This is a genomic window from Phenylobacterium sp., from assembly GCF_013911965.1.
Classification (GTDB): domain Bacteria; phylum Pseudomonadota; class Alphaproteobacteria; order Caulobacterales; family Caulobacteraceae; genus Phenylobacterium.
This window is the reverse complement of the sequence record NZ_JACESE010000014.1, coordinates 1-24296: the sequence shown is the minus strand read 5'-3', so window position 1 is coordinate 24296 and position 24296 is coordinate 1. Positions and strand designations below refer to the sequence as shown.

Sequence of the window (24296 nt, the reverse complement as noted above, 5' to 3'; positions counted from 1 at the left end):
ACCATGCGCCATCCACATCTGTGGGCTGCGGCCCTCGTCTCCGGCGCCTTCTGCGCAAGTCCCGCCGCCGCCGACGAGGTCAAGCTGATCCTGGAGAGCCGCCTGCGTTACGAGGGCGTCGATCAGGCGGACCTGGCGAAGGACGCCGGGGCGCTCACCCTGCGCACGCGTCTGGGCCTGCAGACGCCCGTCTGGCGCGGCTTCCAGGGCCTGATCGAGGGCGAGAACGTCCTGGCCGTGGAGGACCGCTACAACTCCACCACGAACGGCAAGGCGAACCTTCCGGTCGTGGCCGACCCCGAGACGACCGAGCTCAACCGCCTGCAGCTCTCCTGGACGGGCGACAAGGGCGCAGCGACCGTCGGCCGCCAGCGGATCGTGCTCGGTTCGGCCCGCTTCGTCGGCAATGTGGGCTTCCGCCAGAACGAGCAGACCTTCGACGCCGTCCGGCTCGACCTGAAGGCCGCCAAGGATCTGTCGGTGACCTACGCCTATGTGGACCGGGTGCGGCGGGTGTTCGGCGACGACAGCCCTCAGGGCGAATGGCGCTCCGACAGCCACCTGGCTCAGGCCGACTGGAAACAGCCCTGGGGCCAGCTCAGCGCGCACGGCGAGTGGCTGGACTTCGCAAACGCGCCGACCCAGTCGAGCGCCACGCTCGGTCTCGGGGTCCAGATCCACAAGCCGATCTCAGCCGACGGCCTGAAGGGCACGCTGGAGGCGGCCTACGCGCGCCAGACGGACCATGCGGCCAATCCCCTCGACTTCGAGGTCGACTACGCCGCGGCTTCGGTCGGGCTGCGCAAGGGCGACACCTGGGGCAGCCTCGGCGTCGAACGCCTCGACGGAGACGGCCGCCGCGGCTTCTCCACGCCGCTCGCGACGCTTCACGCCTTCCAGGGCTGGGCCGACGTCTTTCTCGCCACGCCGCCCGAGGGCGTCCAGGACCTCAACCTGAAGGCCGGCGCCACGCTGCGGACGCAGGCCCTGCCCCCCATCCGCCTGGTTGCGGCCGCTCACCGCTTCACCCTGCCCGACGACGGCGATCCGTACGGGACCGAAATCGATCTCCTGGCCGCCGCGCCGCTCGGCAAGCGCCTGACCCTGGAGACCAAGGTCGCGTGGTTCGACGGCGACCGCCCGGGCTACGCCGACCGCACCAAGGTCTGGGTGAGCCTCGACTACCGCTACTGAGCCTCTGGAGAGCCGCCATGGCGAGCGCCCCCCTTGCCGACATCGAGGAGATTCCACGCGAGCTGCTGCGCGAGCCGCTCGAGTGGTTCTTCGCCGAGCACTACCGGCATCGCCAGCTTTGCCGCCTGGTGGAGGAGGTCGCCGCGGCGAGCGCCTTCGCCGCCGAGCCGATCACGCGCATCCTCGACTTCATCCGTTACGACCTGGCCCTGCACGTCATCGACGAGGAAGAAGACCTCTTTCCCCTGCTCCGCCGCCGCGCCCTGCCGGAGGACGAGATCGAAAATGCGCTCGGACGGCTGTCGGCCGAGCACAGGGCCGACGTCGCCCACGCCGAGGCGGTGCGAACACGCCTGGAGGCCTGCCTCTCGGCCCGCAAGGCGCCGGGTCTGGATCCTCAGGCGAAGTCGACCCTCGTCACCTTCGCGCGCCATGAACTGCGGCACCTGGCGCTGGAGAACGCCGTCGTCCTGCCGATCGCCCGGCTGAGGCTGTCGGCCGAGGACCTCCTGGCGCTCAGCCGGCGCCTGGCCGCCCGGCGCGGACTGGTCCTGGACGCGCGCCCGTGATCGCCGACCTCTTCGAGAACAATCTGCGCTGGGCCGCCGCGCGCAACCGCGCCGATCCGGAGTACTTCCGCCGCCTGGCCGGTCAGCAGAGCCCGGAATACCTCTGGATCGGCTGTTCCGACAGCCGGGTGCCGGCCAACGAGATCGTCGGCCTGAATCCGGGCGAGCTCTTCGTGCACCGGAACGTCGCCAACCTCGCGCCGGCGCAGGACGCCAACTTCCTTTCGGTGCTGCAGTTTGCGGTCGAGGTGCTCAAGGTCCGCCACGTCATCGTCTGCGGCCACTACGGCTGCGGCGGCGTGCGCGCCGCCCTGTCGGAGAAGCGGCACGGCCTGATCGACCACTGGCTCTCCCCGGTCCGCACGCTCTCCTGGCGATGCGAGCACGAGCTGGCGACCATCTCCGATCCGGAGGCGCGGGTGAACGACCTCTGCGAGCGCAACGTGATCGAACAGGTCCGCAACATCGCGGCCAATCCGTTCGTCCGCGACGCCTGGCGGCGAAAGCAGCCGCTGGAGGTCCACGGCTGGATCTACTCCATCCAGGACGGCCTGCTGCGCGATCTGGACGTTTCGGTCGGCCGGCTCGAGCGGGCGCGGGCGCTGGCGGCCTCCGACCGCTTCCACCGGCGGCAGGGGCGAAGGCCATGAGCGCGCAGCGGCTCTGCGTGGTGCTGGCCGGCGGCGCCGGAGAGCGGATGGGGGGCGGCAAGCCACAGCGCCTCCTGAACGGCCGCCCGCTGGGGGAACACGCGCTCCGCCTGGCCGCCGGCTTCGCCGATCACCTCGCCCTGTCGGTCCGGGACGCGGGCCAGGCCGCCGGTCTGCCGCCCGCCCTTCTGCTCTTCGATCCGGATGGGGTCGAGGGGCCCCTCGCCGGCGTGGCCGCCGCCCTGGATCACGCCGCGGGACTGGGGGTGAAGCATGTGCTGACCATTCCCTGCGACGCACCGCGCCTGCCGACGGATCTGTATTGCCGGCTGGAGGCGGCGCTCGACCTTGCGCCTCAGGTCCTCGCCGCCTTCCCGAGCGACGGCCATCGCGACCATCCGGCCTGCGGCCTCTGGAGGCCCCAGGCGCGCCAAAGCCTCACCGCCTACCTGGCTCACGGCGGCCGGTCGCTGAAGGGGCTGCTGCGGGAGATCGGCGCCTGCCGGGTGTCCTGGTCGGCGGAGGCCTCCGGATCCTTCGTCAACCTGAACACGCCGGCCGATCTGGCGCGCTGCGACGATACGGCGGACCGCCAATGCTCGGCGGCCTGACATAGATCAAGGTTCGCGCGACGAACGCCCGCATGTTCCCTCCCTGCAAGGGAGGGTCATGAATGCCGATCAGAGAAGCCGACATCGAACGCGTGCGCACCCTGCCGTTCCTGCAGGCGGCGAGCGAGGAGACCTTCCAGCGTCTGATGCAGGGGGCCTTTCTGCAGCGGTTTCCCGCCGGCACGACGCTCCTGATGGAAGGCGACAGCGTCGACTTTCTCTACATCGTGCTGGACGGAACCGTGGAGCTGTCCGGCACCTGGAACGACAAGGAGACGATCCTCGCCCTGCTGGGACCGCTCTCGACCTTCATCCTGGCTGCGGTGGTGCTCGACACAAGCGCCCTGATGACCGCCACCACCCGCGAGCGATCCGATGTCCTGATGATCTCCGGCGAAACCCTGCGCCGCGAGATGCGCGAGGATGCCGGCTTCGGGTTCGCAGTCAGCGAGGAGCTCGCCGGCTGCTACCGCGGCCTCGTCCGTTCGATCAAGAACCAGAAGCTGCGCGGCGGCATCGAACGCCTGGCCAACTACCTGATCACCCTGCGGGTCCGGCAGGGGGACGCCGAAACGGTGACCCTGCCTCACGAGAAGCGGGTGCTCGCCTCCCTGCTGGGCATGACGCCGGAGAACCTCTCGCGGGCCTTCGCCAACCTGGCCGACTACGGGGTGAGCGTGAACGGCCCCTCCGTGACCATCACCCGGCCGGTCGTCCTGGCGCGCCTGGCCAAGCCCGACCTGCTGATCGACAGCCATGCGCCCGAGGTGACGCGCAGCGCCGGCAAGGCGCAGCTGGAAACCTGGTCCAACAGACCGACCCAATTGATCGCCTAGGAGAGCCGGGCCAACCAAGGTCAACAGCGCCGTTGACCGACGCCATTCGACGTCCCGCCCCGATCCCGTAGGCCTCCGACAGGAGCGATCGGCTCCGCCACGAGGGGGACCATGCTGCAGTTGGACAAGCGCGTGACAGAACAGGCGCTCGCCGACGTCGCCATGGCGATGCGACGGCCTGTTGAAGTCTTGCTCAATCGGGCGATCCGGCGGGCCTGGAGGCGATCCCCGGCCGCCTTCGGGCGCCTCGGCCGATATCAGGGCTGCCGGTACCTCATCGCGCCGACCGACCTGCCGGTGGCCTTCGAGCTGAGGCTGGAAAGCGGCGGCGGGCAGGTTCGGGTCGTCCGGCGGGGTCCGACGCCCGGTTGCGTCGCCGCCGTCGCCGGCGCCCTGCCCGATCTGCTCGCCCTGTTCGAGGGGTCGGCCGACGCCGACGCCATCTTCTTCTCCGGCGCTCTCGACGTCACCGGCGACACGGCCGCGATCATGGCGCTGCACAACGCCCTGGAGGCGGCCGACCTGCGCCTGGCCGATCTTCTCGCGCCCGCCGCCCTGGCGCCCGGCCTGGAGCCGATCCTGCGCCGGCTGCTGGACTGGCGCCGCACCACGCTTCGACCGCGAGGGGCCCATGGGATCGATTGAGCTCGTCTGCCCGGCGGGATCGCCGGCCATGCTCGAGGCCGCCGTGGAGGCGGGCGCCGACAGCGTCTATTGCGGCCTGCGTGACGAGACCAACGCCCGCAATTTCCCGGGCCTCAACTTCGACGCCGGAGAGCTGGCGCAGGCGGTGACCGATTGCCACCGCCGAGGGGCCAAGGTGCTCGTGGCCATCAACACCTTCGCCCGGGCCGGCGACGAAGCCCGCTGGCGCCGTTCGGCCGAAACCGCCCTGGAAGCCGGCGCTGACGCCATCATCGCCGCCGATCTGGCCGTCCTGGCCCACGTCCGGGCCCTAAGCCCGACGGCTCGGCTGCACCTGTCGGTCCAGGCGGCCGCCAACACGCCCGAGGCGATCGCCTTCTACGCCGAGACCTTCGGGGTGCGCCGGGTGGTTCTGCCGCGGGTGCTGTCGGCGCAGGAAATCGCCCGCCTGGTCGCCGATGTCGCCACCGAGGTGGAAGCCTTCGTCTTCGGCGGCCTCTGCGTCATGGCCGAAGGGCGGTGCGCGCTCTCGTCCTATGCGACCGGCCAGTCGCCGAACCTGTCGGGCGTCTGTTCGCCGCCGGAAGCCGTCAGCTTCGAACGCTCGGCCGCGGGCATGACCACCCGATTGGCCGGTCTGGCGCTCGATCACGCGCCGGCCGGAAAGACGGTCGGCTATCCGACGCTGTGCAAGGGACGCTTCGCCGTGGAGGGAGAAGCCTCCTACCTCTTCGAGGAGCCCACCAGCCTCAACGCCATGGGACTGCTCGCCGAACTGCGGGCGGCGGGCGTCCATGCCGTCAAGATCGAGGGACGGCAGCGCGGCAAGGCCTATGTGGCGCGCGTGACACGCGCCTTCCGCTCGGCGATCGACGCCCTGGACCGCGGCGAGAGCACCGCGCCCTTCGAGCACCTGCTCACCGACCTGGCCGAAGGCGGGCGAGAGACCGCCGGCGCCTACAACAAGCGGTGGCGCTAGGATGACATTGGAGCTCGCGCTTGGCCCGCTTCTGTTCAACTGGTCGGCGGAGGATGTCGCCGGCTTCTACGACCGCATGGCGGGCGAGAGCCTCGTGCGGCGCGTCTATCTGGGGGAGGTGGTCTGCGGAAAGCGCGAGCCTCTGAACGCCGACGTCCTCGCCCGGGCGGCCGATCGCCTGAGGGCCGCCGGCAAGGAGGTGGTCTGGTCCACCCTGGCGCTGCTCGCCACCGCGCGCGACCGAAGCCGGATGCGCCGCCTGCTGGAGGACGCGGCGCTGGTGGAGGTGAACGACGTCTCGGCGCTGCCAGTCCTGCCGGTCGGCCAGCCCTTCACGGCCGGGCCGCTGCTGAACGTCTACAACGCGACGGCGGCGCAGATTCTCATCGATCGAGGATGTGACCGCCTCTGCGCCAACGTCGAACTGCCGCTGCGCGCGATCGCCGAAATCCATCGGGCCTGCCCGACGCTGCCGATCGAGCTGTTCGCCTTCGGGCGCATGCCGCTCGCGCTCTCGGCCCGCTGCCACCACGCCCACCGCTTCGGCCTGTCGAAGGACACCTGCCGCTTCGTCTGCGACCGCGACCCCGATGGCCAGGCGGTCCAGACTGTGGAGGGCGCGCCGTTCCTGAGCATCAACGGGGTGCAGACGCTTTCCCACGGCGTGCAGTGCGTCGGGCTTTCGCCGGAGACGCTGTGGACGGCCGGGGTGCGCGCCCTGCGCCTCTCCCCGCACGCCTGCGACATGTCTGCGGTCATCGCCGCCTACGGCCGCTTCATCGACAGCGGGGACGTCGAACGGCTGCATGCTCAGCTCAGGGCCAGCGACCTTCCGGCCCCCCTGGTCGCCGGCTACCTCGAGGGCGAGCCCGGCATGCGCCCCGTGCCGGGCTGATGGCGGGCCATAGGTTCGACGCCGTCGTCCTGGGCGGCGGGGTCGCCGGCGCCGCCGTGGCGGCCAGCCTTGCGCCGCGGATCAGGGTTCTCCTTCTGGAGAAGGAGGCGCGGCTGGGGGCCCACGCCAGCGGGCGCTCGACGGGAATGTACATCCCATCCTACGGCGGCCCGGTCGTCCGCACGCTGGCCGAGGCGAGCCGCCCGTTTCTCGAGCGGCCGCCGGCCGAAATCGGCGACGCCCTCGTCCGGCCCCGCCCCGTCCTCCATTTCGGGCCCAGCGATCACCCACCCCCGTGCGGAAAGGTCCGGCCGCTGACCCCGCGCGAGGCGCGCGATCTCTGCCCCGTCCTGCGTTCGTCTGTCGTCGGCGCGGCATGGCTGGAAGAGGAGACGGGGGAACTGGACGCCGCCCGCCTGCACCAAGGTCTCATCGCCATGGCCAGCCGCCGCGGGGCGGCCGTATGGCTCGGGACCGAGGCTCACATCGTCTCGCATGACGGCGAGGGCTGGCGCCTCAGGCTCGCCGGAGAGGAGATCGTCTGCCGCGCGATCGTCAATGCGACAGGGGCCTGGGCCGACGAGACGGCCGGCCGGGCGGGCCTGCCGCCGCTTGGCCTGACGTCCTACAGACGGACCGTGGTTCTCGTCGAAGCGCCGCCGCGCAGCCTCGACGGACCGATCGTCAAGCACCTGGGCGAGCGGCTCTATATCCGTCCCTTCGGCGCGCAGTGGCTCGTCTGTCCGGCCGATGAGACGGCCTGCGCGCCGGAAGACGCCGTCGCCGACGAAGCCGGCGTCGCCCTGGCCATGGCGCGGCTGGGCGAGATGACCACCCACGCGCCGCCCCATGTGAGCCGCCGGTGGGCCGGCCTGCGCACCTTTGCGCCCGACCGCCTGCCGCTCGTCGGATGGGACGGCCGGGCGCCGGGCTTCTTCTGGATGGCCGGCCTGGGCGGCTTCGGCCTTCAGACCGCCCCGGCCCTCGGCGCCCTCGCCGCCGCCGCCTTCTTCGGCGAGACGCCAGCAGGACCGCCCGACCTGGCCGGCGTGCTTCAGGCGCTGTCGCCGGCCCGGCGGATGGGTTGCTTCGCTCGAGGCGTTGGCGTCGCGTTCCGACCCCAGGGACCCGGCTCCTGCGGGTCGGTCGACGGGACTTGAGCAGAGAGGCCTGTTAAATCGGCCCGATGACCGATGAGGCGATTCGCAGTGGCCGCGAACGAGGCGCCGCACCGATCCTGGAGGCGGCCCTCACCCTCTTCCGCAGCCGCCGGCCCCTCGATGTCTCCATGCGGGAGATCGCCGCGGCCGCAGGCGTCGCGCCGAGCCTCCTCGCCTATCACTTTGAGACGCGTCCCAGATTGCTGGCTCGCGCCTGCGACCTGGCCGGCGTCGCGTGGCGGGAGAAGCTGGCGCGCCTGACGGAACTCGCCGGGCGTAGCGAAAGCCTTGAGCAGCGGACGGAGGCCGCCGCCGCCTGGCTCTTCGCCCTGTCCGCCGACCGGCCCGATCTCGCCCGGCTCTGGGGCGACCTGCTGCTCGCGGCCGATCGCGCGCCGGCGCTGGCGGAAGTGACAGCCGATTGGATCGAGGCCTGGCGTCAGGCCTGGGCCAAGATCGATCCCCATCCGATCGCTGCGGAGTTCGCCGCCTTCGAGCTGGTCTTCCTGCCGGCGCTGGCGGGCTCGCCAGAGCGGGAGCTGATCGTCGGCGAGGCCCTGCGCCGCGTATTGAGACGCACCGCGGGCGAGCCCCTGCGGCCGTCGGACGCTCACTGGCACACCGAGCTCTGCCTGGACCACATGGATCCCAGGCCCGCCCCCTCGGAGCGGGACCTGACGGTCAAGAACCGCATCATCGACGCAGCGGCCGACATCATCTCCGAAGCCGGCACCGCCGATGCGACCCACCGGGCCATCGCCGCCCGGGCGCGCGCCTCTCTGTCGTCCATGACCTATCATTTCAGCTCGCGGGCCGATCTCGTCCGCGAGGGGCTGCTGCGGGTCTTCGAACGGTCGATGACCTCCCGGCCCGCCGGGCCGGCGCAAGCCCCCAGCCTGGCGGCCTTCGCCCGCGATCAGCAGGCGCGCGGCGAGCGGGACGGCGCCGGCCGGCCCGGGGAGCGCCTGGCCATGGTGCGGGCCATCGCCGAGGTCGGCCTGGAGGCCGCGGTGGATCCCAGCTTCCGGCCGGTGGCGATAGAGCTTCGCCGCATACGCGGACTGGTGACGCGCTCGGCGCTCGGGGCGGCCTTGGGACGCCCGGCCGGGGGCGCCGACGCCGCCGACTACGCCGTCTGGGAAAGCGGCGCATCCCTTCTGTGCGACGCAGAACGGGCCGCCGGCGCGGCCGGCCGCGCCGAACGGGTCGCCGAAGCCATGGAACTGATGTTCCCCCGGCCCTAGAGCCTGGGACATATGTTCAGGTCAAGATTGTCAGCCTACGCGCTTGCGCGTTCTTGCACCGACAGCACTTCACATTCTTGTCGCACCTCCCTGGTACGTATGTTCAAGACAACAGACTTGGGGGTGTGTCATGGCGAGCCGGAAAGCGGCCCTTCTGGGCTTTGCGGGCGTGAGTCTGAGCGTGATGTCCTGGGCCTTGGCCGCCAGCGCCGGCGCTCAGGAGGCCAAACCTGCCGGCGAGGCGACCGCCGCCCATGAGGTGGAAGCGCTGGTCGTCACCGCCCAGCGGCGCGAACAGGCGATCGAGGAGGTGCCCGTCGCGATCACGGCCTTCGGGCCCCAGGCGATCGAGAGCTTCGGCATCCAGGGCCACAACGAGCTGGCCTATCTGACGCCGGGCCTGATCGTTCAGGAACAGAGCCCGCAGCGGACCGGCTATGTGATGCGCGGCATCACCGCCGAGGTGACCGACGCCTTCGCCGAGCCGCAGATCTCCATCTATGCCGACGGCATCGACGGCAGCCGCCAGTCGGGCTCCATCGTCGAGTTCGTCGATCTGGAGCGGGTCGAGGTGGTCAAGGGGCCGCAGGGCACCCTGTTCGGTCGCGGCGCGGCCATCGGGGCGATCTCGATCCGCTCGGCGCGTCCCAATCTCAATGAGGCGTTCGGCGAGGCGGTGGTCGAGCGCGGCGACTACAACTTCACCAACGCCACGGCCTGGGCCAATGCGCCGCTGGTGGAGGGCGTACTGGGCGTGCGCGGCGCAGTGCGCATCAAGCGCCGCGAGGGCATCGTCGACAACCTGGCCGGCCCGGTCAGCCAGATGATGGCGCGCGACACGCAGTTCGGCCGGGTCGCCTTCCGGTACGAACCCACGGCCGACTGGACCACCGACCTGATCCTGCAGGGGCAGCAGGACGATCCCGGCCCGACCGAATTCAAGAGCATCAGCATTCCACCGGCCGGCGGCGACGTCAGCCCGTTCACGCCCACGGCCCAGGACCGGCCCGACCAGAAGCTCAATCGCCGCGTCTTCAGCGCGGTGCTCGACAGCACCTACAGGCTGTCGCCGGAATGGACGCTGCAGTCGCTGAGCGGCTATCGCGAGATCGACGCCCTGGAGCAGTGGGACGGCGACGGCACGGCGGTCGCCTACATCATCGGCGATCAGGACACCCAGCAGTGGCAGGTGAGTCAGGAGCTTCGCCTGAGCTGGCAACCGGCCGGACCGGTTTCGGTGTTCTTCGGGGCCAGCGCCTTCCACGAGGAGATCGAAGACCACCTCGCCATCGGGTTGAACGAGCAATACCTGCTGAACGGCGGCCGGCTCACCGCTCCGCCCGTGACGATGTTCCCGGCGGCCCCGGGCGTGCTGCTGCCCGTGACCTCGATGACCCTCACCGGGCGGGTTCAGCAGAACGAGCGCGACAGCCTGGCGGTCTTCGCCGACGTCAGCTGGCGCGTTAACGACCGCCTCACCCTGGAAGGCGGGCTCCGCTACCAGTCCGACCATGGCGTCAGCCGGGCGGCCACCACGGTCACGACGCTCGACGGCCGCGCCCCGATCGCTCTGCGCAACGGCGCCTTCGGGGGGAACAGCAAGGGCGTGTTCTTCGAGGAGGACGGCGGGTTCGACCTGCTGACGCCGCGGATCGTCGCGCTCTACCGACTGAACGAGTCGGTGAACCTCTATGCCGGCATCGCCCGCGGCGCACGATCCGGCAGCATCGGCGTCGGATTCACAGCCGCCGGCGTCGGCGTCCGTGACGTGGTGAAGCCAGAATATGTGAACAATTACGAGGTCGGACTGAAGGCCCGCGCGCTGGATCGCATGGTCCTCGACGCGGCCCTCTACCACTTCGAGTACACGGACTTCATCACCGTCGACCCCGACCCGGCGATCGGCCGGATCAACGCCGGCGAGGCCAGCGCGACCGGTTTCGAGACGAGCCTGAACGGCGAACTGACGGACAACTTCCTCGTCTCCGTCGGCTACGCCTATCACGACGGGCAGTACGACAACTTCCGCACCTCAGCCGGCGACCTCTCGGGGAACCGTCTGCGTCTGGCGCCCAAGCACACCTTCAGCGCGGCGGGCGACTATCGCTGGCCGCTGGCCAACGGCATGACGCTTCGGCTGCAGGGGACAGTCGCCTATCGCGGCCAGCACTACTTCAACGACGACAACCTGCCGGCCGAGCAGCAGGAGGCCTACACCCTGGTCAACGGGGCCTTCGGGGTCTCGGGTCCGGGCGACCGCTGGTACGCCGAGGTCTGGGGCAACAACATCTTCGACGAAGAATTCGTCATCGACATCGGCAATACGGGGAAATCCTTCGGCGGCCTCTCCACGGCGATCCGCGGCGAGCCCGGCTTCTACGGCGTGCGCCTGGGCGCGCGGTTCTGAGGCCCAGGGGAAGGCCAATGGAGATCCCGATGGAACCGCAGCGGCTCGCCCGCCTGTCGCTCGCCCAGATCCTGGCCCTGTCGGCGCCGGCCATGCTGGTCGCCGGCTTCCAGATCCCAATGACGGTCTTCGCGCCGGCCTTCCTGACGCAGCACGTCGGCCTGTCCCTGGTCGCGGTCGGCCACATCATGCTGCTGGCCCGGCTGTGGGACATGGTCAACGACCCGATCATGGGCCTGCTGACCGACGCCACGCAGACGCCCATCGGACGGCGGCGGCCCTGGGTCCTCGCCGGCGCCCCGGTCATCGCCCTGGCCACCTGGCAACTCTACTTCGCCGCTCCTGGGACCGGCTTCGGCGTGATCCTGGGCTGGTCGATCGTGCTCAACACGGCCTGGACCATGGTCATCGTGGCCCACGGCGCCTGGGGGGTGGAGATCAGCTCGGACTATGACGAGCGCTCCCGAATCTTCGGCTTCAAGATGCTCGCAGTGGCCGGCGCCCTGCCGATCTTCGCCATCGGCCCGGCCGTCCTCGAGCGCCGGTCCGGGGCCGACATCGCCGACCAGATGCAGTTCATGGGCTGGCTCGTCATCATCGCCTTGCCGCTGGTCATCGGCTGGCTGATGGCGGTGGTTCCCGAGCCGCAGGCCCGGCGCAGCCGGTTCGACATAGCCAGCATCGTCGACTCCTATCTGGTGGTCTTCCGGCGGCGCGACTTCGCGATCATTTCGGGCGCCTATTTCCTGGTCGGGCTCGGGGACGCGATCGGCTCGTCCATCTACCTGTTCCTGGTGCGCGATGGCCTGGCCCTGCCCGATTGGGCGGCGACCTTTCTGGTGGTCCAGGCCCTGTTCGGCTTCATCTCCATCCCCCTCTGGCTGACGGTCAGCCGCAGGACGGACAAGCGACGGGCGCTCATCGGCGTGCTGGCCGCCCAGATGGTTCTGGCGCCGGTCCCACTTCTGCTGCCGGCCGGCGCGCTCGGCGTCTTCGCCGGCTTCATCGTGGCCAAGGGACTGATCTGGGGCGCCGAATACATGCTGCTCCGGGCCATCGTTTCGGACCTGGTGGACGTCGACGCCGAAGCCACCGGCGAGCGCCGCGCCGGGGTCTTCTACGCCTCGTTCAATCTGACGCTCGGACTGGCGGGGGCCTTGGGCGGCGCCGGGGCGCTCTGGATCCTGGGCCATCTCGGCTTCGACCCCCAGGCCGACGCCGCCGCGCGCGCCGCCTTCAGCCAGACCCTGCGCTGGATGGCGGCCGCCCCGCCGCTGATCTGCGCCGGACTCTGCCTGCTCCTCCTCCATCGCTTCGCCGCACGCCGGGCCCCGGTTGCGGCCCAGATCGCCCCATCTCTCTAGCTGAGGCCCGCACCATGCTCATCGCCCAGATTACAGACACCCATGTCGTGGCCGCGGGGACCCGCGCCTATCGCGAGCAGGTCGACACCAACGCCATGATGGCCAAGGCGGTCGACCGCCTCAACGGCCTCGATCCGCGCCCCGATGTGGTGCTCATCGCCGGCGATCTCACCGACCACGGCACGAAGGCCGAATATGCCGAGCTCAAGGCCCAGCTGGCACGGCTGGAGATCCCCTTCTACCTGGCCATCGGCAACCATGACGACCGGGCGACCCTGCTGGCCGAGCTGGACTATCCGCACCTGAACGGCGCACGGCCCTTCGTCCAGTATGCGGTCGACCATCTGCCGGTGCGCCTGATCGTCCTGGACTCCACCAGCGACGAGCATCATCGCGGCGACTATTGCCAGGCGCGGCTCGACTGGTTCGAGGCCCGGCTCGCCGAGGACGCCGACAAGCCGACCGTCGTGGCCCTGCACCACCCGCCGTTCGAGACCGGCATCGTCACCATGGACGCCCTCGGCGCCGGCTGGGCGGACGGCATCGTCGCGGCCATGTCGCGGCGGCCGAACATCGTGCGCGTCCTCTGCGGCCATGTTCATCGTTCCATCCAGACCCTGGTCGGCGGGCGGTTGGCCACCATCTGCCCATCCACGGCCCACCAGGTGAACCTCGACCTGGCGGCCGGCGCCCCCAGTCCCGAGCGGCTGGCCGAAGGCTTCTTCGAGATGGAGCCGCCCGCTTTCCAGCTGCACCGCTGGGACGGGAGCCAGATGGTCACCCACACGGCCTTCGTGGAACGCTACCCCTTCGTCGCCCCGATCTCGCGCGACATGCTGGCGGCCCTCGCCGCGCGAGGCGACGGCATGGAGATGAAGAAGAAAGACCTGGTCTTTTGAAGCCAGTCACTTTTAAGCGGCTTGTCGCCGAGGTCCGCTCGGCGCAGGCCGTGATGCTTGATTGGGATGGCTGTCTCGCCGTCGACGACGTCCTGCGACAAGGCGCGGTCACGGTCGTCGCGGCGGCGCGGCGTTTCGCCATCGTCTCCAACAACTCCACCCTGACGGCTCAGGACCTGGCGGCCCGCGCGGCCGATCAGGGCCTGATGATCGAGCCGTCCAGGGTGCACCTGGCCGGTGAGGCGGTTCTGCGCGAGGCGGCGCGCCGGCTGGCGACGCGCCGGATCTGGCTTGTCGCCTGCCATCGAATGACCGGCGCCGCCGAAGGAATGGGCCTGATCATCGACGACACAGCCCCGGAGGCGGTGATCGTCATGCGCGACGAGGGCTTCGACTACGCCAAGCTGACCAAGGCTGTCGCCCTGATCGCCAGAGGCGCGCAGTTCTGGGCGGCCAATCTGGACCACACCCATCCTGGCCGGTGCGGGGCGGTGCCGGAGACGGGGGCTCTCGCCGCCGCCATCGCCGCGGCGGCCGACCGGCGGCCCGACCTGGTCGCCGGCAAGCCCCATCCGGCCATCTTCCGCCAGGCGCTGGCCGGGCTCGATTGCAGCCCCGCCCAGGCGCTCATGGTGGGCGACAACCCCCGCACCGACCTCGCCGGCGCCCGCCGTCTCGGGGTCCGCGCCGTGCGGGTCGACGCCGCCAGCTGGGTGACGAGCTGAGGCCGGGCCGCTGAAGCCCGGAGCGGCCGGCGGCGAGATCCGGCGAGAGATGTCTGCGCTCACGCGCCGCAGCGGGATCGCGCACGCGCCGGCGCGGCTCCGAAGGCGGCGGGTCCGCGACGCCGCATCCAAAGGGCGGCGAGGACCAGGCACGCCGCACCACCCAGGGCCGGCCAGAGCGTCATCGCCAGAAGGACGGCCCTGCCGTCTGGATCGCGGTAGTCGAACGCGTGGAGGAACAGGCCCAGCAGCAGACCCGAGAGCGCCAGGGCGAGCTTCGAGACGCCGGTGAAGGTGGCGAAGGCGAGGCCGCCGGCCATCTGGGCGCGCCCGGCGACCACGTCTCCGAACGCCGCCCACATCAGCGATCCCAGACCCCCGCTCGCCGCGCCGAAGGCCAGGGCCGCGACCAGGCCGATCCAGGGCGAGATGGTGACGCCGGCGAGGAAGACGAGGGCGGCGGCGATCAGCAGGGCGGCGGCGAGCGCGAAGACGGCCGGCCGCGACCGGCGGGCCGACAGCCACGCCCAGCCGAGCTGCGAAAAGGTCGTGCCGAGGGCGGCCGCGGTGATCATGGCGCCGCCCCAGATCGGCGAGGCCAGGACATAGGCGGCCAGGTAGGGTTCGAGCTTCGAGAACATCGACGCGGTCAGGGAGACGACGAAGGTCGCCGCCAGCAGGAGAGCCGCCGGGGCGAGAGTCGAAGCTGCGGGGCTGGTCGACAGCGGCAGGGCGGAGGGCGCCGGGCCGGGGTCGTCGGCCGGCGCGGGCGCTCCGCTCAGCGCACGTCGCAGACCCCAGGCGCTGCCCACCGCCAGCACGGCGATCGCCGCAGCGCTCCAGAGGAAGGCGCGGGCGCGGGACTGGGCGTCGCCGTCGGCCACGGCCAAGCCGACGAGCAGAGAGACCGACAGGGTCGCCAGCCCGCTGAAGAAGAGGCGCAAGGTGGCCACGCGCGTACGCGCCTGCGCGCTCCCGGTGGCCAGGGCGAGGAGGACGTTCTGCGGAAGGTCATAGACCGCGTAGGCGCAGCGGAACGCCAGCATGGCGGCCAGGGCGAAGGCGAACTTGACCTGGGCCGCGTCGACCCACGGCGTCAGGAAGAGCGCGCCCAGGGCGCCGGCGCTCAGCATGGCGCCGGTCAGCTGCAGCCGGGCGGCGCGCTGCACCTCGGCGAGCCGGCTGCGCAGGCCCCAGCCGAAGGCCAGGTCGAAGCCCACGCTGGCCAGCAGGCCCAATCCTAGGACCACCCCCATGCCGCGCCCCGTGAGCCCGCCGACCTCGGTGAGGAAGAAGGCGAAGAGGATCTCGCTTGTGTACCAGAACAGGCTCTTGCCGTAGTGCGCCCAGCCGTAGGCCGCCGTCACGGCGCCGAACGCGCCGGCGCCGAGGGGCTTGCCGACGGGTTCTGGCGAGGGGGCGATAGCCATCCGGCCGACCATGAACGAGGGGTCCTGCAGGCGCGGACCCCTGCGTCCGTCCGTGAGAATCCCGGCGAGCTTATCGGCCCACCGCAATCATTGCGTGACAGCCGAGGCGCGGGACCGCTCGGCCAGCCAGGCGATGAGCGCGCCGGGTTCGTCGGTCTGGATGATGCTCGCGCCCATGGCGAGGAGACGCCCCCAGTGCGCCTCGGGATCACGCACGGCCTCGGCGTCCACGTGGCCGGCGGCGTGGCGCGGCTGCAGGGTGTTCACCCAGATCCGCGCCTGCCGCGCGCGTAGTCCTGGCGCGCCCTCGGCCAGATAGGCCTCGCGGTCAAAGGTCAGCTCGTAGGCTGGCGGATGTCGTGGATAACGCTCCGGCGCCAGCGCCAGAGAGGTCCCGTCGGCCTCGCGCAGGATGGGCATGAACAGCAGGTCTTCGCGCGACAGGATGGCGGCGAGATCGGCGGTCTCCGGGGGCGCTGCGCTCTTGAACAGCGCCTGACCCGCCAGTCCCATGGCGTCGAGGTCGCGCAGAGCCTGGTCGTTCACGTCGCCCTTGGCGTCCACATTGACCAGCACCCTGCCCCGCGCCGCGGCCATGGCCTCGGCGAAGGTGGGCGGCGTCCAGTCGGTCAAGGGCGCGCCGGGTCCGCCCGCCCCGGCCTTGAGACGCAGGGCCTTCACCTCGGCGAGGGTCAGGTCGGCGACCCGGCCGGTCCCATTGGTGGTGCGGTCGACCGTTGTGTCGTGCATGAGAACGAGATGCCCGTCGCGCGTCCGCTGGACATCCAGCTCGACCATGTCGACGCCCAGCCGGACGCACGCCTCGATCCCCGCCACTGCGTTCTCAGCCGTCTGCTTCCAGCAGCCGCGATGGGCCACCACCATCACCCGGCCCGTCGGATCGAGGAAGGTGTCCCGCAGCGCCTCGGCGCGGACCGCGGCGGGCGGCGACAGGTTCGGCGCCGGTGCGGCCAGGGCCCAGCCCCCCGCCGCACCGGCGGCCAGCGCGCCCCCCAGCAAGACGCCCGCAAGGCGCCGCATCAGTCGGTGGGTCATCGCGTTCCTCAATGCCTGTACGTGAAGCCGACGTAGTAGGCCGCGCCGTAGTCGGCCGCGACCATGGGCAGTTCCTGGTCCCAACCGATCCACTCGGTCCGGCCCTCGCCCGTGAGGTTGGAGGCGGTGACGTGCGCCGACCACTGGTCGGTTACGGCGTAGCGAATCTTGAAGTCCAGGGCCTCTTCTTCGCCGTCATAGCGGTTGCGATAGGCGGAGCTTGTGTTGACGCGCTCCGACATCCGCTCGCCCATGTAGTTGTAGGCGAGGCGCGCCGAGACCGGCCCGCGATCGTAGGAGAGGGCCAGATTGTAGGCGGTCTCCGGCTGGCCGATCATGGTCTTCAGCTCGACCACCGAACCGTCGCCCATCGGCTGCTTGAAGTTGGTGTCCAGCAAGGTGAGGTTGGCCGAGACGGTGAAGCCGCGCAGGGCGTCGGGCAGGATGGGGTCGAGCTCGCGGATCAGGTTGACCTCCAGGCCGTAGATGTCGACGGCGTCCTCGGCGTTCATCGGCTGGGTCACCGTCGCCTCCACCTGCCGTCCGTCGAGATCGACGGTCGCGAGCGAGGCGGCGGTGAAGAACTCGTTCTCGACCTTCTTGTAAAAGAGGCTGGCCGACAGGAGTCCGCGGCCGCCGCCGAAGTACCAGTCGAGCGCCAGGTCGAAGTTGTCGGACCGCCGGGGCAGCAGGTCGGGGTTGGAGCGCGACAGGGTGACGTTGGTCCCGTCCTCGCGGAGGCTTTCGCCCACGGGCGCAATGGCGTCGAACGGAACGCGGCCGATGGACTTCGAGTAGGCCGCCCTCAGCTTCACGTCGTCGACCAGCTCGTAGCTGAGGTTCACCGAGGGCAGCAGATCGTCGTAGCCGCCGGAATTCTGCGTGTCGGTCCAGACGCCGTTCACCTGACGGCGCCCCCTGCCTTCGGTCTCGGTGTCCTCGTAGCGGACGCCGAGGATCAGGTCCCAGCGCGCGCCGGCATAGGCGAGAAGACCATAGCCGCTCCAGACCGTTTCCTGGAGGCTGTAGTCGAGGTTGTTGTCGTTGGTCTCCATGGTGTCCAGCCGCCACTGGCTGGGATTTGCGGCGAGGTGGGCGGCGAAGTTGGCGCTCGCCCGCGCGGGGTCGATGACCACGATGCATTGCCCCGCCCCGGCCCCCGGCGGCCGCAGGCAGAGGTCCTGGCGCAGAACATCCGCGGCCGCCAGATCGTAGGTGGCGCCGGCGTTCGGCAGGTAGCGGTCGCGGTTCTCGTCGAAATCGCGCTCGATCCGGCGCACGCCGGCCCCCACCTCGTAGCGCCAATCGGCGCCCAGGCCTGGAAGCTCGCGGCCGAAGTCGATCTTGGCCTCGTACAGGTCCTCGTTGAGCTCGCGGTCGTCGAACTGGCGGCGATAGGGGGCGTAGGCCGAATAGTCGTTGAAGGCCGCCGGGTTCACGGGGGTGAAGACGTAGTGGTCGCCGACCTGCTGGTAGGTGAAGGCCGCGCCCGCCCCGTTCTGGCGCCACTCGGCCCAGTTCTCGGGGTTCTCGAAATGGGAGCCTGAATAGTTCAGCCGCCAGGAGAGGTCGCCGCCGAGCGCGCGGTGGTCGCCGCCGCCGGTCAGGGCCCAGACCGTGCGCTCGAAGTCGAACTGGCCGAGGTTCTCCTGGACGGACAGGCCCGAGCCGCCACGGAGATCGCCGCTGGTCGCCGTCTGATCGGCGATGACGCCGCCGCCGCCGTGGGTGAGCAGGTCTGTCTGCCGGGCCTCATTGTCGGTGGCGGTGTTCCAGAAGCCGCGCAGGAAGAGGTCGTGGCCGGCGGCCGAGCTGTACTCCAGCTTGGCGCCGCCGCCATAGCGCGTGCGGTCGTTGTGATAGACATACCAGCGCCGCTCGCCCGGCACGGCGAAACCGTTGCCCGGATAGACGCCCGTGTTTGCGCCGGGCTGGCCCGCCGGGACGCCAGCGTCGGTGTAGAACCGCCGGGTGCTGCCGTATTCGGCCTGGGGCGCATAGGAGTCGCGCTTGTAGTAGTTGCCGAAGAGGACGAGGCCCCACTGGTCGGCGTCGCCATAGGTCGTCGAATAGGTGAAGTCCGCCGTGCCGGACGGACCCGAACCCTCGAAGCCCTCGTCGTTCTCGTAGCGGCCGATCTCGGCGGAAACACTGAAACTGTGCCGCGGACGATCGAAGGCGCTGGCGGTGCGGATGTCGATCACGCCGCCGATCGCGCCGCCCTCCAGGTCGGGCGTGAAGGTCTTGTAGACGTTGATCTGATCGGCCAGCGAGGCGGGCATAACGTCCATGAAGACGCGCCGGCCATTGCGGTCGGGAACGGCGATCGAGACCCCGTCGACCAGGGTGTAGTTGTAGTTGGCGTTCAGCGCCCGGACGGTGACGAATCGCGCCTCGCCCTGGTCGTTCTGCACCGCCACGCCGGGCAGCCGAAGCAGCGCCTCACCGATATTGAAGTCGGGCAACCGGCCCACCTCGTCGGAGGTGACGGTGTCGGTCACCTGCAGCGTCTCGCGCCGCTCGGCGACGGCCTTGCGGTTTTGCAGGCGCGCGCCTGTCACCACCAGTTCCTGGACATCAGCGGCGACGGCGCCGGGCGTCTGAGCCGCGGCGACGTCAGCGGCGGCCAGCAGGGCTGCGGAAGCGAGCAGAACTGTGCGGCGCTTGAATGGCTTGGTCATGTGGTCCCCCTCGAATGCCGTTGAACCATTACTCACTCAAACTCACTATTTTATGACAACCGCATCACACAGGGCGTTTGACGCGGGCCCGGCCGCCGCGCCAAAGGAGCGTTATGGTCAAGGCAAGCACCCCCAAGGCGCCCGCCGCCTTCTCGCGTCGCCTCGACGTGGCGGCGAGCCGCAATGAGCGCGCCCTGCTTGAGCTTGTCCTGCGGCACGGGACGGTCGGCCGGGCGGAACTGGCGCGCGAGACGGACCTGACGATCCAGTCGGTCTCCAGACTGGTGGACGGCTTGGCGGAACGGGGCCTGCTGCGTTTCGGCGACCGCATCAGCACCCGGGGCAATCCCTCGGGCGGCTATGGTGTCGAACTGGCGCCAGACGGCGCTTTCACGATCGGCGTTTCCATCATGACCGACGCCGTCTCGGTGGTCCTGATGAACTTCCGTGGGGATGCGCTCGAGACCTGCTATGAGCCGCGGCTTGATATGAGAGCAGACGGCGTTCTGACCCGTGTGGCCGCTCTGGCTGAGGGCATGATCGGACGTCATGTGTCAGACCGCGCTCGCCTGTTAGGGGCCGGCGTGGCGGTCACGGGCTATTTTCTGGAGGACGGCCGACGCATCAATCCGCCGCCGCCGCTGGACGACTTCGCCTTGATCGACCTGCGCGCCCTGCTCTCACAGCGTCTCGGCCTGCCGGTGATCCTCGAGAATGACGCCGGCGCGGCCGCCGTGGCGGAGAGTTTTCTGGGCGTCGGCCGGCGCCATGACAGCTTTGCCTATGTCCACTTCGCCGCCGGCGTCGGCGGAGGCATGGTGGTCGACGGCCGTCTGATGAGAGGCGCCCGCGGCAATGCCGGCGAGGTGGCCGGCGTCTTGCCGTTGGATATGTTCGACGACCGGCCGACGATGGCGCTGCTGTTGCAAATGGTGCGGGACGCCGGCGGAAAGGTCGGGTCGATCTCCGAGCTGATCGCCGATTTCGACCTTTCAACGCCCGGCGTTTCAGCCTGGTGCGACCGGGTGCGCGAGCCGCTGGACATGATCGTGTCCGCGCTTGGGGCGGTCGCGGATCCGAAGGTGATCGTTCTGGGCGGGCGCATGCCGCGCGCGCTCGCCGAGCATCTTATTCCGAGGATCAAGCCCTTTGCGGCCTCCCGCCGCGGCGCGCCCCGGCCTCTGCCCCCCGTCATCCCGGCCGAACTGAGCGGCGAGCCCACGGCGCTGGGCGCGGCGGTTCTCCCCCTGAAGGCGCATTTCTTCGGGTAAGGCGGACGGGACGCCGACCAGCGATCCCGCCCGACCGCGCCTCAGGGCGCAAGGATGTCGACCGCCGTTTCCTCAACCCAGCCGCCCGACGCTCGGCAACCGTTCATCGCAGACACTCTGACATTCATGCCGGCCAACATGGCCGCGGTCAGATGGGCGCGCATCTCGGCGAGAGCCATGCGCTGCCGGTCGTCCGCCGTTTTCATGCCGATGACGAAGGTGCTGGAGCCGATCTCCACCTGGATCGTCGGCTTGTTGCTGACCTCCGCCTCCGGACCCGTTTCGGGCCGGAAGCCGGACCAGGTGAGGCTGGCGATCTTTCCATAGGCACAGCTTTCACCCGCTGCAGCGGGTGCGGCGGCGAAGAGCAGTCCGCAGGCGGACGCCGCGGCGAGGAGCTTCAACATGTTCGATCCTATCGTATGGCGGCCTGTCGCAGCCGACCGGAATGGGGGCACGCTCGGCGCGCGCGTTGATCGGTTAAGGGAAAATCTGCGGCGCGAGGGTCTCGACAGACGTTTCCTCGACCACGAGCTCGACCACCGCCTGCGGTCGCTCGCATTTTGCGATCACCTCCCGAAAGGGAAGACTGCTGTGAAAGCGGACGCGTGCGCCGCTCATCATCGCCGCCACGAGTTGCGAGCGCATTTGCGCCAGCTCAAGCCGCTGACGATCGTCGGCCTTGCGCATTGTGATCATCACAGACCGATCCCCGACCCGGCCCGTAATCGAAGGACTGTTCGGGGACGAGACGGCGTCGGCGGAGAGCGCGTAGCCCGACCAGCCGAGCTGCGCGACGCGGCCATCGACGCATGAAAGCGTAGCCGCGGCCCCCTGTGTCGCCCACAGCGACGCCGCCAAGGTCGCAAAGGCTACAAAGCGCTTCATCTTGCGCTCTCCTTCCAGAAGTCTTCGGCCGTTCCCGGCGCGAGCGGTTCGGACTCGCGACGGGGCCACACCTTGCGCCGCATCTCTTCCCAGATGTCGGGTCGGTCGGTCGTCACGACCATGAAGCCTCCCCATTCCGGCTCGACGGCCTCGAAGAAGAAGTCGCCGCGCAGATCGGCGGCGGCGTCCTTGACGTGCCACTGGGCGTGCCGGTTCACGACACCGCGCGGACCCACCGGCTCCTCGGCGAAGACGCCGCCCCTCAGGCCTGTGGTTCGGCGGATGTAGTCGAGAATATTGGCGTAGGTCGTTCCGCCGCGAGAGAAGGGCGAGCGACGGGAGTCGTGCCGCAGCTTCCAGTTCGTCTCGAACGCCGCCACGAGCCCGGTCCGATGCCATACATCCACAAAGTCGGCGGAGTTCCGGACGTGGGTTCCATCCACACCGGGATGGACGCTCTTGTAGTAATTGTCGTCGGCGACCTGTGGCATCCACAGGATCTCGTCCATGCGGGCGCGCGCGGCCGGGCTGAGGGTTCTGCGGATGTAGTCGGGTGTGTAGGGAGTCTTCACCACCAGGCGCGCGCGGTGGCGGCCGGGCGTCGTCTCGAGTATGCGCGAGAGCGCCGCGACCCAGTTGTCCGCGAAGGCCTGGCCGGCGCCTTCCTTTTGCTTGATATCGGCGAAGATAATAGCCGGCATCTCGTCGAGCGAATAGCCGTCGAAGAGAACGCCGCTCGTGGCCAGTTCCTCCTCGGTGACGTTCCCAAAACGGTCACGCAGATGCAGGCGGGTCAGTTCGGACGTGGGCGTATTGTAGATCAGCCGGCGGTCGTTCGGGGGCGCGTCGGCGATGCGCGTCAGCACGTAGTCGTGCGACAGCACGAGGCCGTCCAGGCTGGGCATGAAATCGACTTCTGATGCGGCGTAGCGGTTGCGGCGGACGTTCGCGAGCCCCTGCCCCGAGTTCTCCGGCACGAAGGCGACAGCGCCGAACCCCCAGTATCCGCGGTGCGGCAGCAGGATTAAATCCTCCGGCGCCGACCAGTCCGGATTCATGATCCGCCGCAGGGCGTCGCAGGCCTCTCGCTGCGTCGTCAGCGGCGTACGGCAGGCATGCCGGGGCGGAAATGGATTGCTCGGTGGGGCACGAAGGACGCTCCCGGCCTCTTGAGCCGGCGCCTGCGCATAGGCTGACAAGGCCGCGACCGCCGTGACGGCCGCCAGGAGAAGGCGTGATGAAGCCTTCATTGACCGCTCCCGCTGACGATGGCCGCGGCCAGGGCGCTCGCCGCGCGGCGGTCGGCCTGGACCAGGAAGGGAGTCCCATCCGGCGCGGCGGCGTAGCGGGTGTTGATGTCTTCCAGAAGCGCCTCGGCCTTGGCCGTGAAATAGGACGGCCGGGCGTCGCCACTCAGCGCCGCCTCATCGACAGAAATCCGAACGGCCCCGTCATTCGGCCCAAAGCCGAAGAACAGAGGCAGGGTTCGCACTGTCGCCAGGCTGCTTTGGCCATCACGCGCCTCGATCCACATCTGATCGCCAGAAGCGTAGACGGTCAGATCGAGGTTGAAGCTGTCTCCCTCGTCGAACCGCCACATCGAGATCGGATCGGTCACCGGGTAGTCGACCCGGTAATCGCGGTTGTCGCCTCTCTCGTAGTAGCGGGCGACGACGAGCATCGGCCGCTGCTCCACGTCCAGGGACACGAACAGTCCAACGCGCATCAGCCAGGTATCGGCGCGCGGCTGAGACCGCTCAGGCTCGATAAGAAGGACGGGCACACCGTCGCGCGAGAGCGACACCCTGCGGATCAGCCGCGCACCGACAAAGCTCCCGGCGCCGATCTCCTCGGCGGGAATGTCGCAACTCGCCTGCCCGGCGCACCGCTCGATCAGAGTCGGCGATGCGTAGCTGTAGGCCGAAGACTCTGCCGTGGTCAGGTTCCACGCACCGACCACCACTGCGGCCGCGACCCCAAATCTCATGCCTGCCCCCAATACTCACTCTAGGTGAGTAGTAGGGGATTCTTGTGGCGGGCGCGAGACACTCTGGGCCGTCGCGGCCTGGAGCCTGTCTGTTGGGGATTCAGCGGCGCGTCGTCGCGCCGCCGGCGTGTCGGTCTGGATCATGGTCCCGCCCAGGGCGCGTAACAGCCCCCAGACAGCGTCGGGCGCTTCAAGCGCCGCTCTGTCCGCCCAACGAGAAAACCCCCGCGGGCGTTGCCTGCGGGGGTTTTGTTGGATTTGGGTGCGGGGACAGGATTTGAACCTGTGACCTTCAGGTTATGAGCCTGACGAGCTACCGGGCTGCTCCACCCCGCGGCAGGGTGATGTTGTGAAGGAAGGGTGTTGGGGTTGATCCGTTTGGTAGACCTGGCGGCGACCTACTCTCCCGCGCCTTAAGACGAAGTACCATCGGCCCAGAGAGGCTTAACGACCGAGTTCGGAATGGGATCGGGTGGGGACCTCTCGGCATAGCCACCAGGTCAACGAAACGGATCGGTGATGAAAGACGTCATTGTCTGGATTGGACAAGGCGTACATGAGTTTTGCTAAGAACGATCAAGCCGATCGAGCGATTAGTACCAGTAAGCTCCATGCCTCGCGGCACTTCCACACCTGGCCTATCGACGTGGTGGTCTACCACGGCTCTCAGCGAAGCCTTGTTTTGAGGTTAGTTTCCCGCTTAGATGCTTTCAGCGGTTATCTATTCCACACTTAGCTACCCTGCTGCGCGGCTGGCGCCACGACAGGTCCACCAGAGGTGTGTCCATCCCGGTCCTCTCGTCCT

General features: G+C 69.5%; 22 protein-coding genes, 1 tRNA gene and 2 rRNA genes. 15 read left to right on the top strand and 10 right to left on the bottom strand.

Annotation, left to right across the window (positions count from 1 at the left end):
* The first annotated feature begins 3 nt into the window (after window positions 1-3).
* The 14 genes from H2041_RS14285 to H2041_RS14220 all read left to right on the top strand — a co-directional run bounded on the left by H2041_RS14285 (window position 4) and on the right by H2041_RS14220 (window position 14178).
* A complete protein-coding gene (locus H2041_RS14285) occupies window positions 4-1194 on the top strand; it encodes a hypothetical protein (RefSeq protein ID WP_293413716.1) in 1191 nt (396 codons plus the stop codon).
* A gap of 17 nt (window positions 1195-1211) precedes the next feature.
* On the top strand, window positions 1212-1763 hold the full coding sequence (locus H2041_RS14280) for a hemerythrin domain-containing protein (RefSeq protein ID WP_293413714.1): 552 nt from the start codon (window positions 1212-1214) through the stop codon (window positions 1761-1763).
* The gene (locus H2041_RS14275; protein ID WP_293413712.1) at window positions 1760-2413 is read left to right on the top strand and encodes a carbonic anhydrase; all 654 of its coding nucleotides are present in this window, start codon (window positions 1760-1762) and stop codon (window positions 2411-2413) included. Before H2041_RS14280 ends, H2041_RS14275 begins: the two co-directional genes overlap by 4 nt.
* Window positions 2410-3024, top strand: coding sequence for a molybdenum cofactor guanylyltransferase (locus H2041_RS14270; protein WP_293413710.1), 615 nt, complete (start codon window positions 2410-2412; stop codon window positions 3022-3024). Before H2041_RS14275 ends, H2041_RS14270 begins: the two co-directional genes overlap by 4 nt.
* 62 nt (window positions 3025-3086) lie before the next feature.
* Window positions 3087-3860: a cyclic nucleotide-binding domain-containing protein gene (locus H2041_RS14265; protein WP_293413708.1), complete on the top strand. Its 774-nt coding sequence runs from the start codon at window positions 3087-3089 to the stop codon at window positions 3858-3860.
* A 111-nt stretch (window positions 3861-3971) separates the two neighbouring features.
* Entirely contained in the window at window positions 3972-4505 is a 534-nt protein-coding gene (locus tag H2041_RS14260; protein WP_293413706.1) for an SCP2 sterol-binding domain-containing protein, read from the top strand.
* Window positions 4492-5484: a peptidase U32 family protein gene (locus tag H2041_RS14255; protein ID WP_293413704.1), complete on the top strand. Its 993-nt coding sequence runs from the start codon at window positions 4492-4494 to the stop codon at window positions 5482-5484. Before H2041_RS14260 ends, H2041_RS14255 begins: the two co-directional genes overlap by 14 nt.
* A gap of 1 nt (window position 5485) precedes the next feature.
* Window positions 5486-6379: a U32 family peptidase gene (locus tag H2041_RS14250; RefSeq protein WP_293413702.1), complete on the top strand. Its 894-nt coding sequence runs from the start codon at window positions 5486-5488 to the stop codon at window positions 6377-6379.
* Entirely contained in the window at window positions 6379-7539 is a 1161-nt protein-coding gene (locus H2041_RS14245) for an FAD-binding oxidoreductase (RefSeq protein ID WP_293413700.1), read from the top strand. The genes H2041_RS14250 and H2041_RS14245 overlap by 1 nt, the downstream gene beginning before the upstream one ends.
* A gap of 26 nt (window positions 7540-7565) precedes the next feature.
* A complete protein-coding gene (locus H2041_RS14240; RefSeq protein ID WP_293413698.1) occupies window positions 7566-8783 on the top strand; it encodes a TetR/AcrR family transcriptional regulator in 1218 nt (405 codons plus the stop codon).
* 130 nt (window positions 8784-8913) lie between these two features.
* Window positions 8914-11190: a TonB-dependent receptor gene (locus H2041_RS14235; RefSeq protein WP_293413696.1), complete on the top strand. Its 2277-nt coding sequence runs from the start codon at window positions 8914-8916 to the stop codon at window positions 11188-11190.
* A 29-nt stretch (window positions 11191-11219) separates the two neighbouring features.
* Window positions 11220-12554 (top strand): MFS transporter, encoded by a 1335-nt coding sequence (locus tag H2041_RS14230; protein WP_293413694.1) that lies wholly within the window; start codon window positions 11220-11222, stop codon window positions 12552-12554.
* Window positions 12555-12568: 14 nt separating this feature from the next.
* Window positions 12569-13453: a phosphodiesterase gene (locus H2041_RS14225; protein WP_293413692.1), complete on the top strand. Its 885-nt coding sequence runs from the start codon at window positions 12569-12571 to the stop codon at window positions 13451-13453.
* 53 nt (window positions 13454-13506) lie between these two features.
* Window positions 13507-14178, top strand: a complete 672-nt coding sequence (locus H2041_RS14220) for an HAD hydrolase-like protein (protein ID WP_293413690.1) — start codon at window positions 13507-13509, stop codon at window positions 14176-14178.
* A 59-nt stretch (window positions 14179-14237) separates the two neighbouring features.
* On the opposite strand, the gene H2041_RS14215 is transcribed toward H2041_RS14220, so the two are convergent.
* The 3 genes from H2041_RS14215 to H2041_RS14205 form a co-directional block, all read right to left on the bottom strand.
* Window positions 14238-15608 (bottom strand): MFS transporter, encoded by a 1371-nt coding sequence (locus H2041_RS14215; RefSeq protein ID WP_293413688.1) that lies wholly within the window; start codon window positions 15606-15608, stop codon window positions 14238-14240.
* Window positions 15609-15695: 87 nt separating this feature from the next.
* Window positions 15696-16664: a glycerophosphodiester phosphodiesterase family protein gene (locus tag H2041_RS14210; protein ID WP_293413686.1), complete on the bottom strand. Its 969-nt coding sequence runs from the start codon at window positions 16662-16664 to the stop codon at window positions 15696-15698.
* 8 nt (window positions 16665-16672) lie between these two features.
* A complete protein-coding gene (locus H2041_RS14205; protein WP_293413684.1) occupies window positions 16673-19345 on the bottom strand; it encodes a TonB-dependent receptor in 2673 nt (890 codons plus the stop codon).
* Window positions 19346-19458: 113 nt separating this feature from the next.
* Between H2041_RS14205 and H2041_RS14200 the strand changes: the two genes are divergently transcribed.
* Entirely contained in the window at window positions 19459-20616 is a 1158-nt protein-coding gene (locus H2041_RS14200; protein WP_293413682.1) for an ROK family transcriptional regulator, read from the top strand.
* A gap of 41 nt (window positions 20617-20657) precedes the next feature.
* On the opposite strand, the gene H2041_RS14195 is transcribed toward H2041_RS14200, so the two are convergent.
* The 7 genes from H2041_RS14195 to H2041_RS14165 all read right to left on the bottom strand — a co-directional run.
* Window positions 20658-21023: a hypothetical protein gene (locus tag H2041_RS14195; RefSeq protein WP_293413680.1), complete on the bottom strand. Its 366-nt coding sequence runs from the start codon at window positions 21021-21023 to the stop codon at window positions 20658-20660.
* 73 nt (window positions 21024-21096) lie between these two features.
* Window positions 21097-21504, bottom strand: a complete 408-nt coding sequence (locus tag H2041_RS14190; protein WP_293413678.1) for a hypothetical protein — start codon at window positions 21502-21504, stop codon at window positions 21097-21099.
* Complete coding sequence (locus H2041_RS14185; protein ID WP_293413676.1) at window positions 21501-22754, bottom strand: hypothetical protein; 1254 nt, start codon at window positions 22752-22754, stop codon at window positions 21501-21503. The genes H2041_RS14190 and H2041_RS14185 overlap by 4 nt, the downstream gene beginning before the upstream one ends.
* A complete protein-coding gene (locus H2041_RS14180; protein ID WP_293413674.1) occupies window positions 22751-23491 on the bottom strand; it encodes a hypothetical protein in 741 nt (246 codons plus the stop codon). The genes H2041_RS14185 and H2041_RS14180 overlap by 4 nt, the downstream gene beginning before the upstream one ends.
* Before the next feature lie 259 nt (window positions 23492-23750).
* Window positions 23751-23827: transfer RNA gene (locus tag H2041_RS14175), tRNA-Met, on the bottom strand.
* A 49-nt stretch (window positions 23828-23876) separates the two neighbouring features.
* Window positions 23877-23991, bottom strand: a 5S ribosomal RNA gene (gene rrf, locus H2041_RS14170).
* Window positions 23992-24063: 72 nt separating this feature from the next.
* Window positions 24064-24296 (bottom strand): 23S ribosomal RNA (locus H2041_RS14165); the annotation flags it as partial.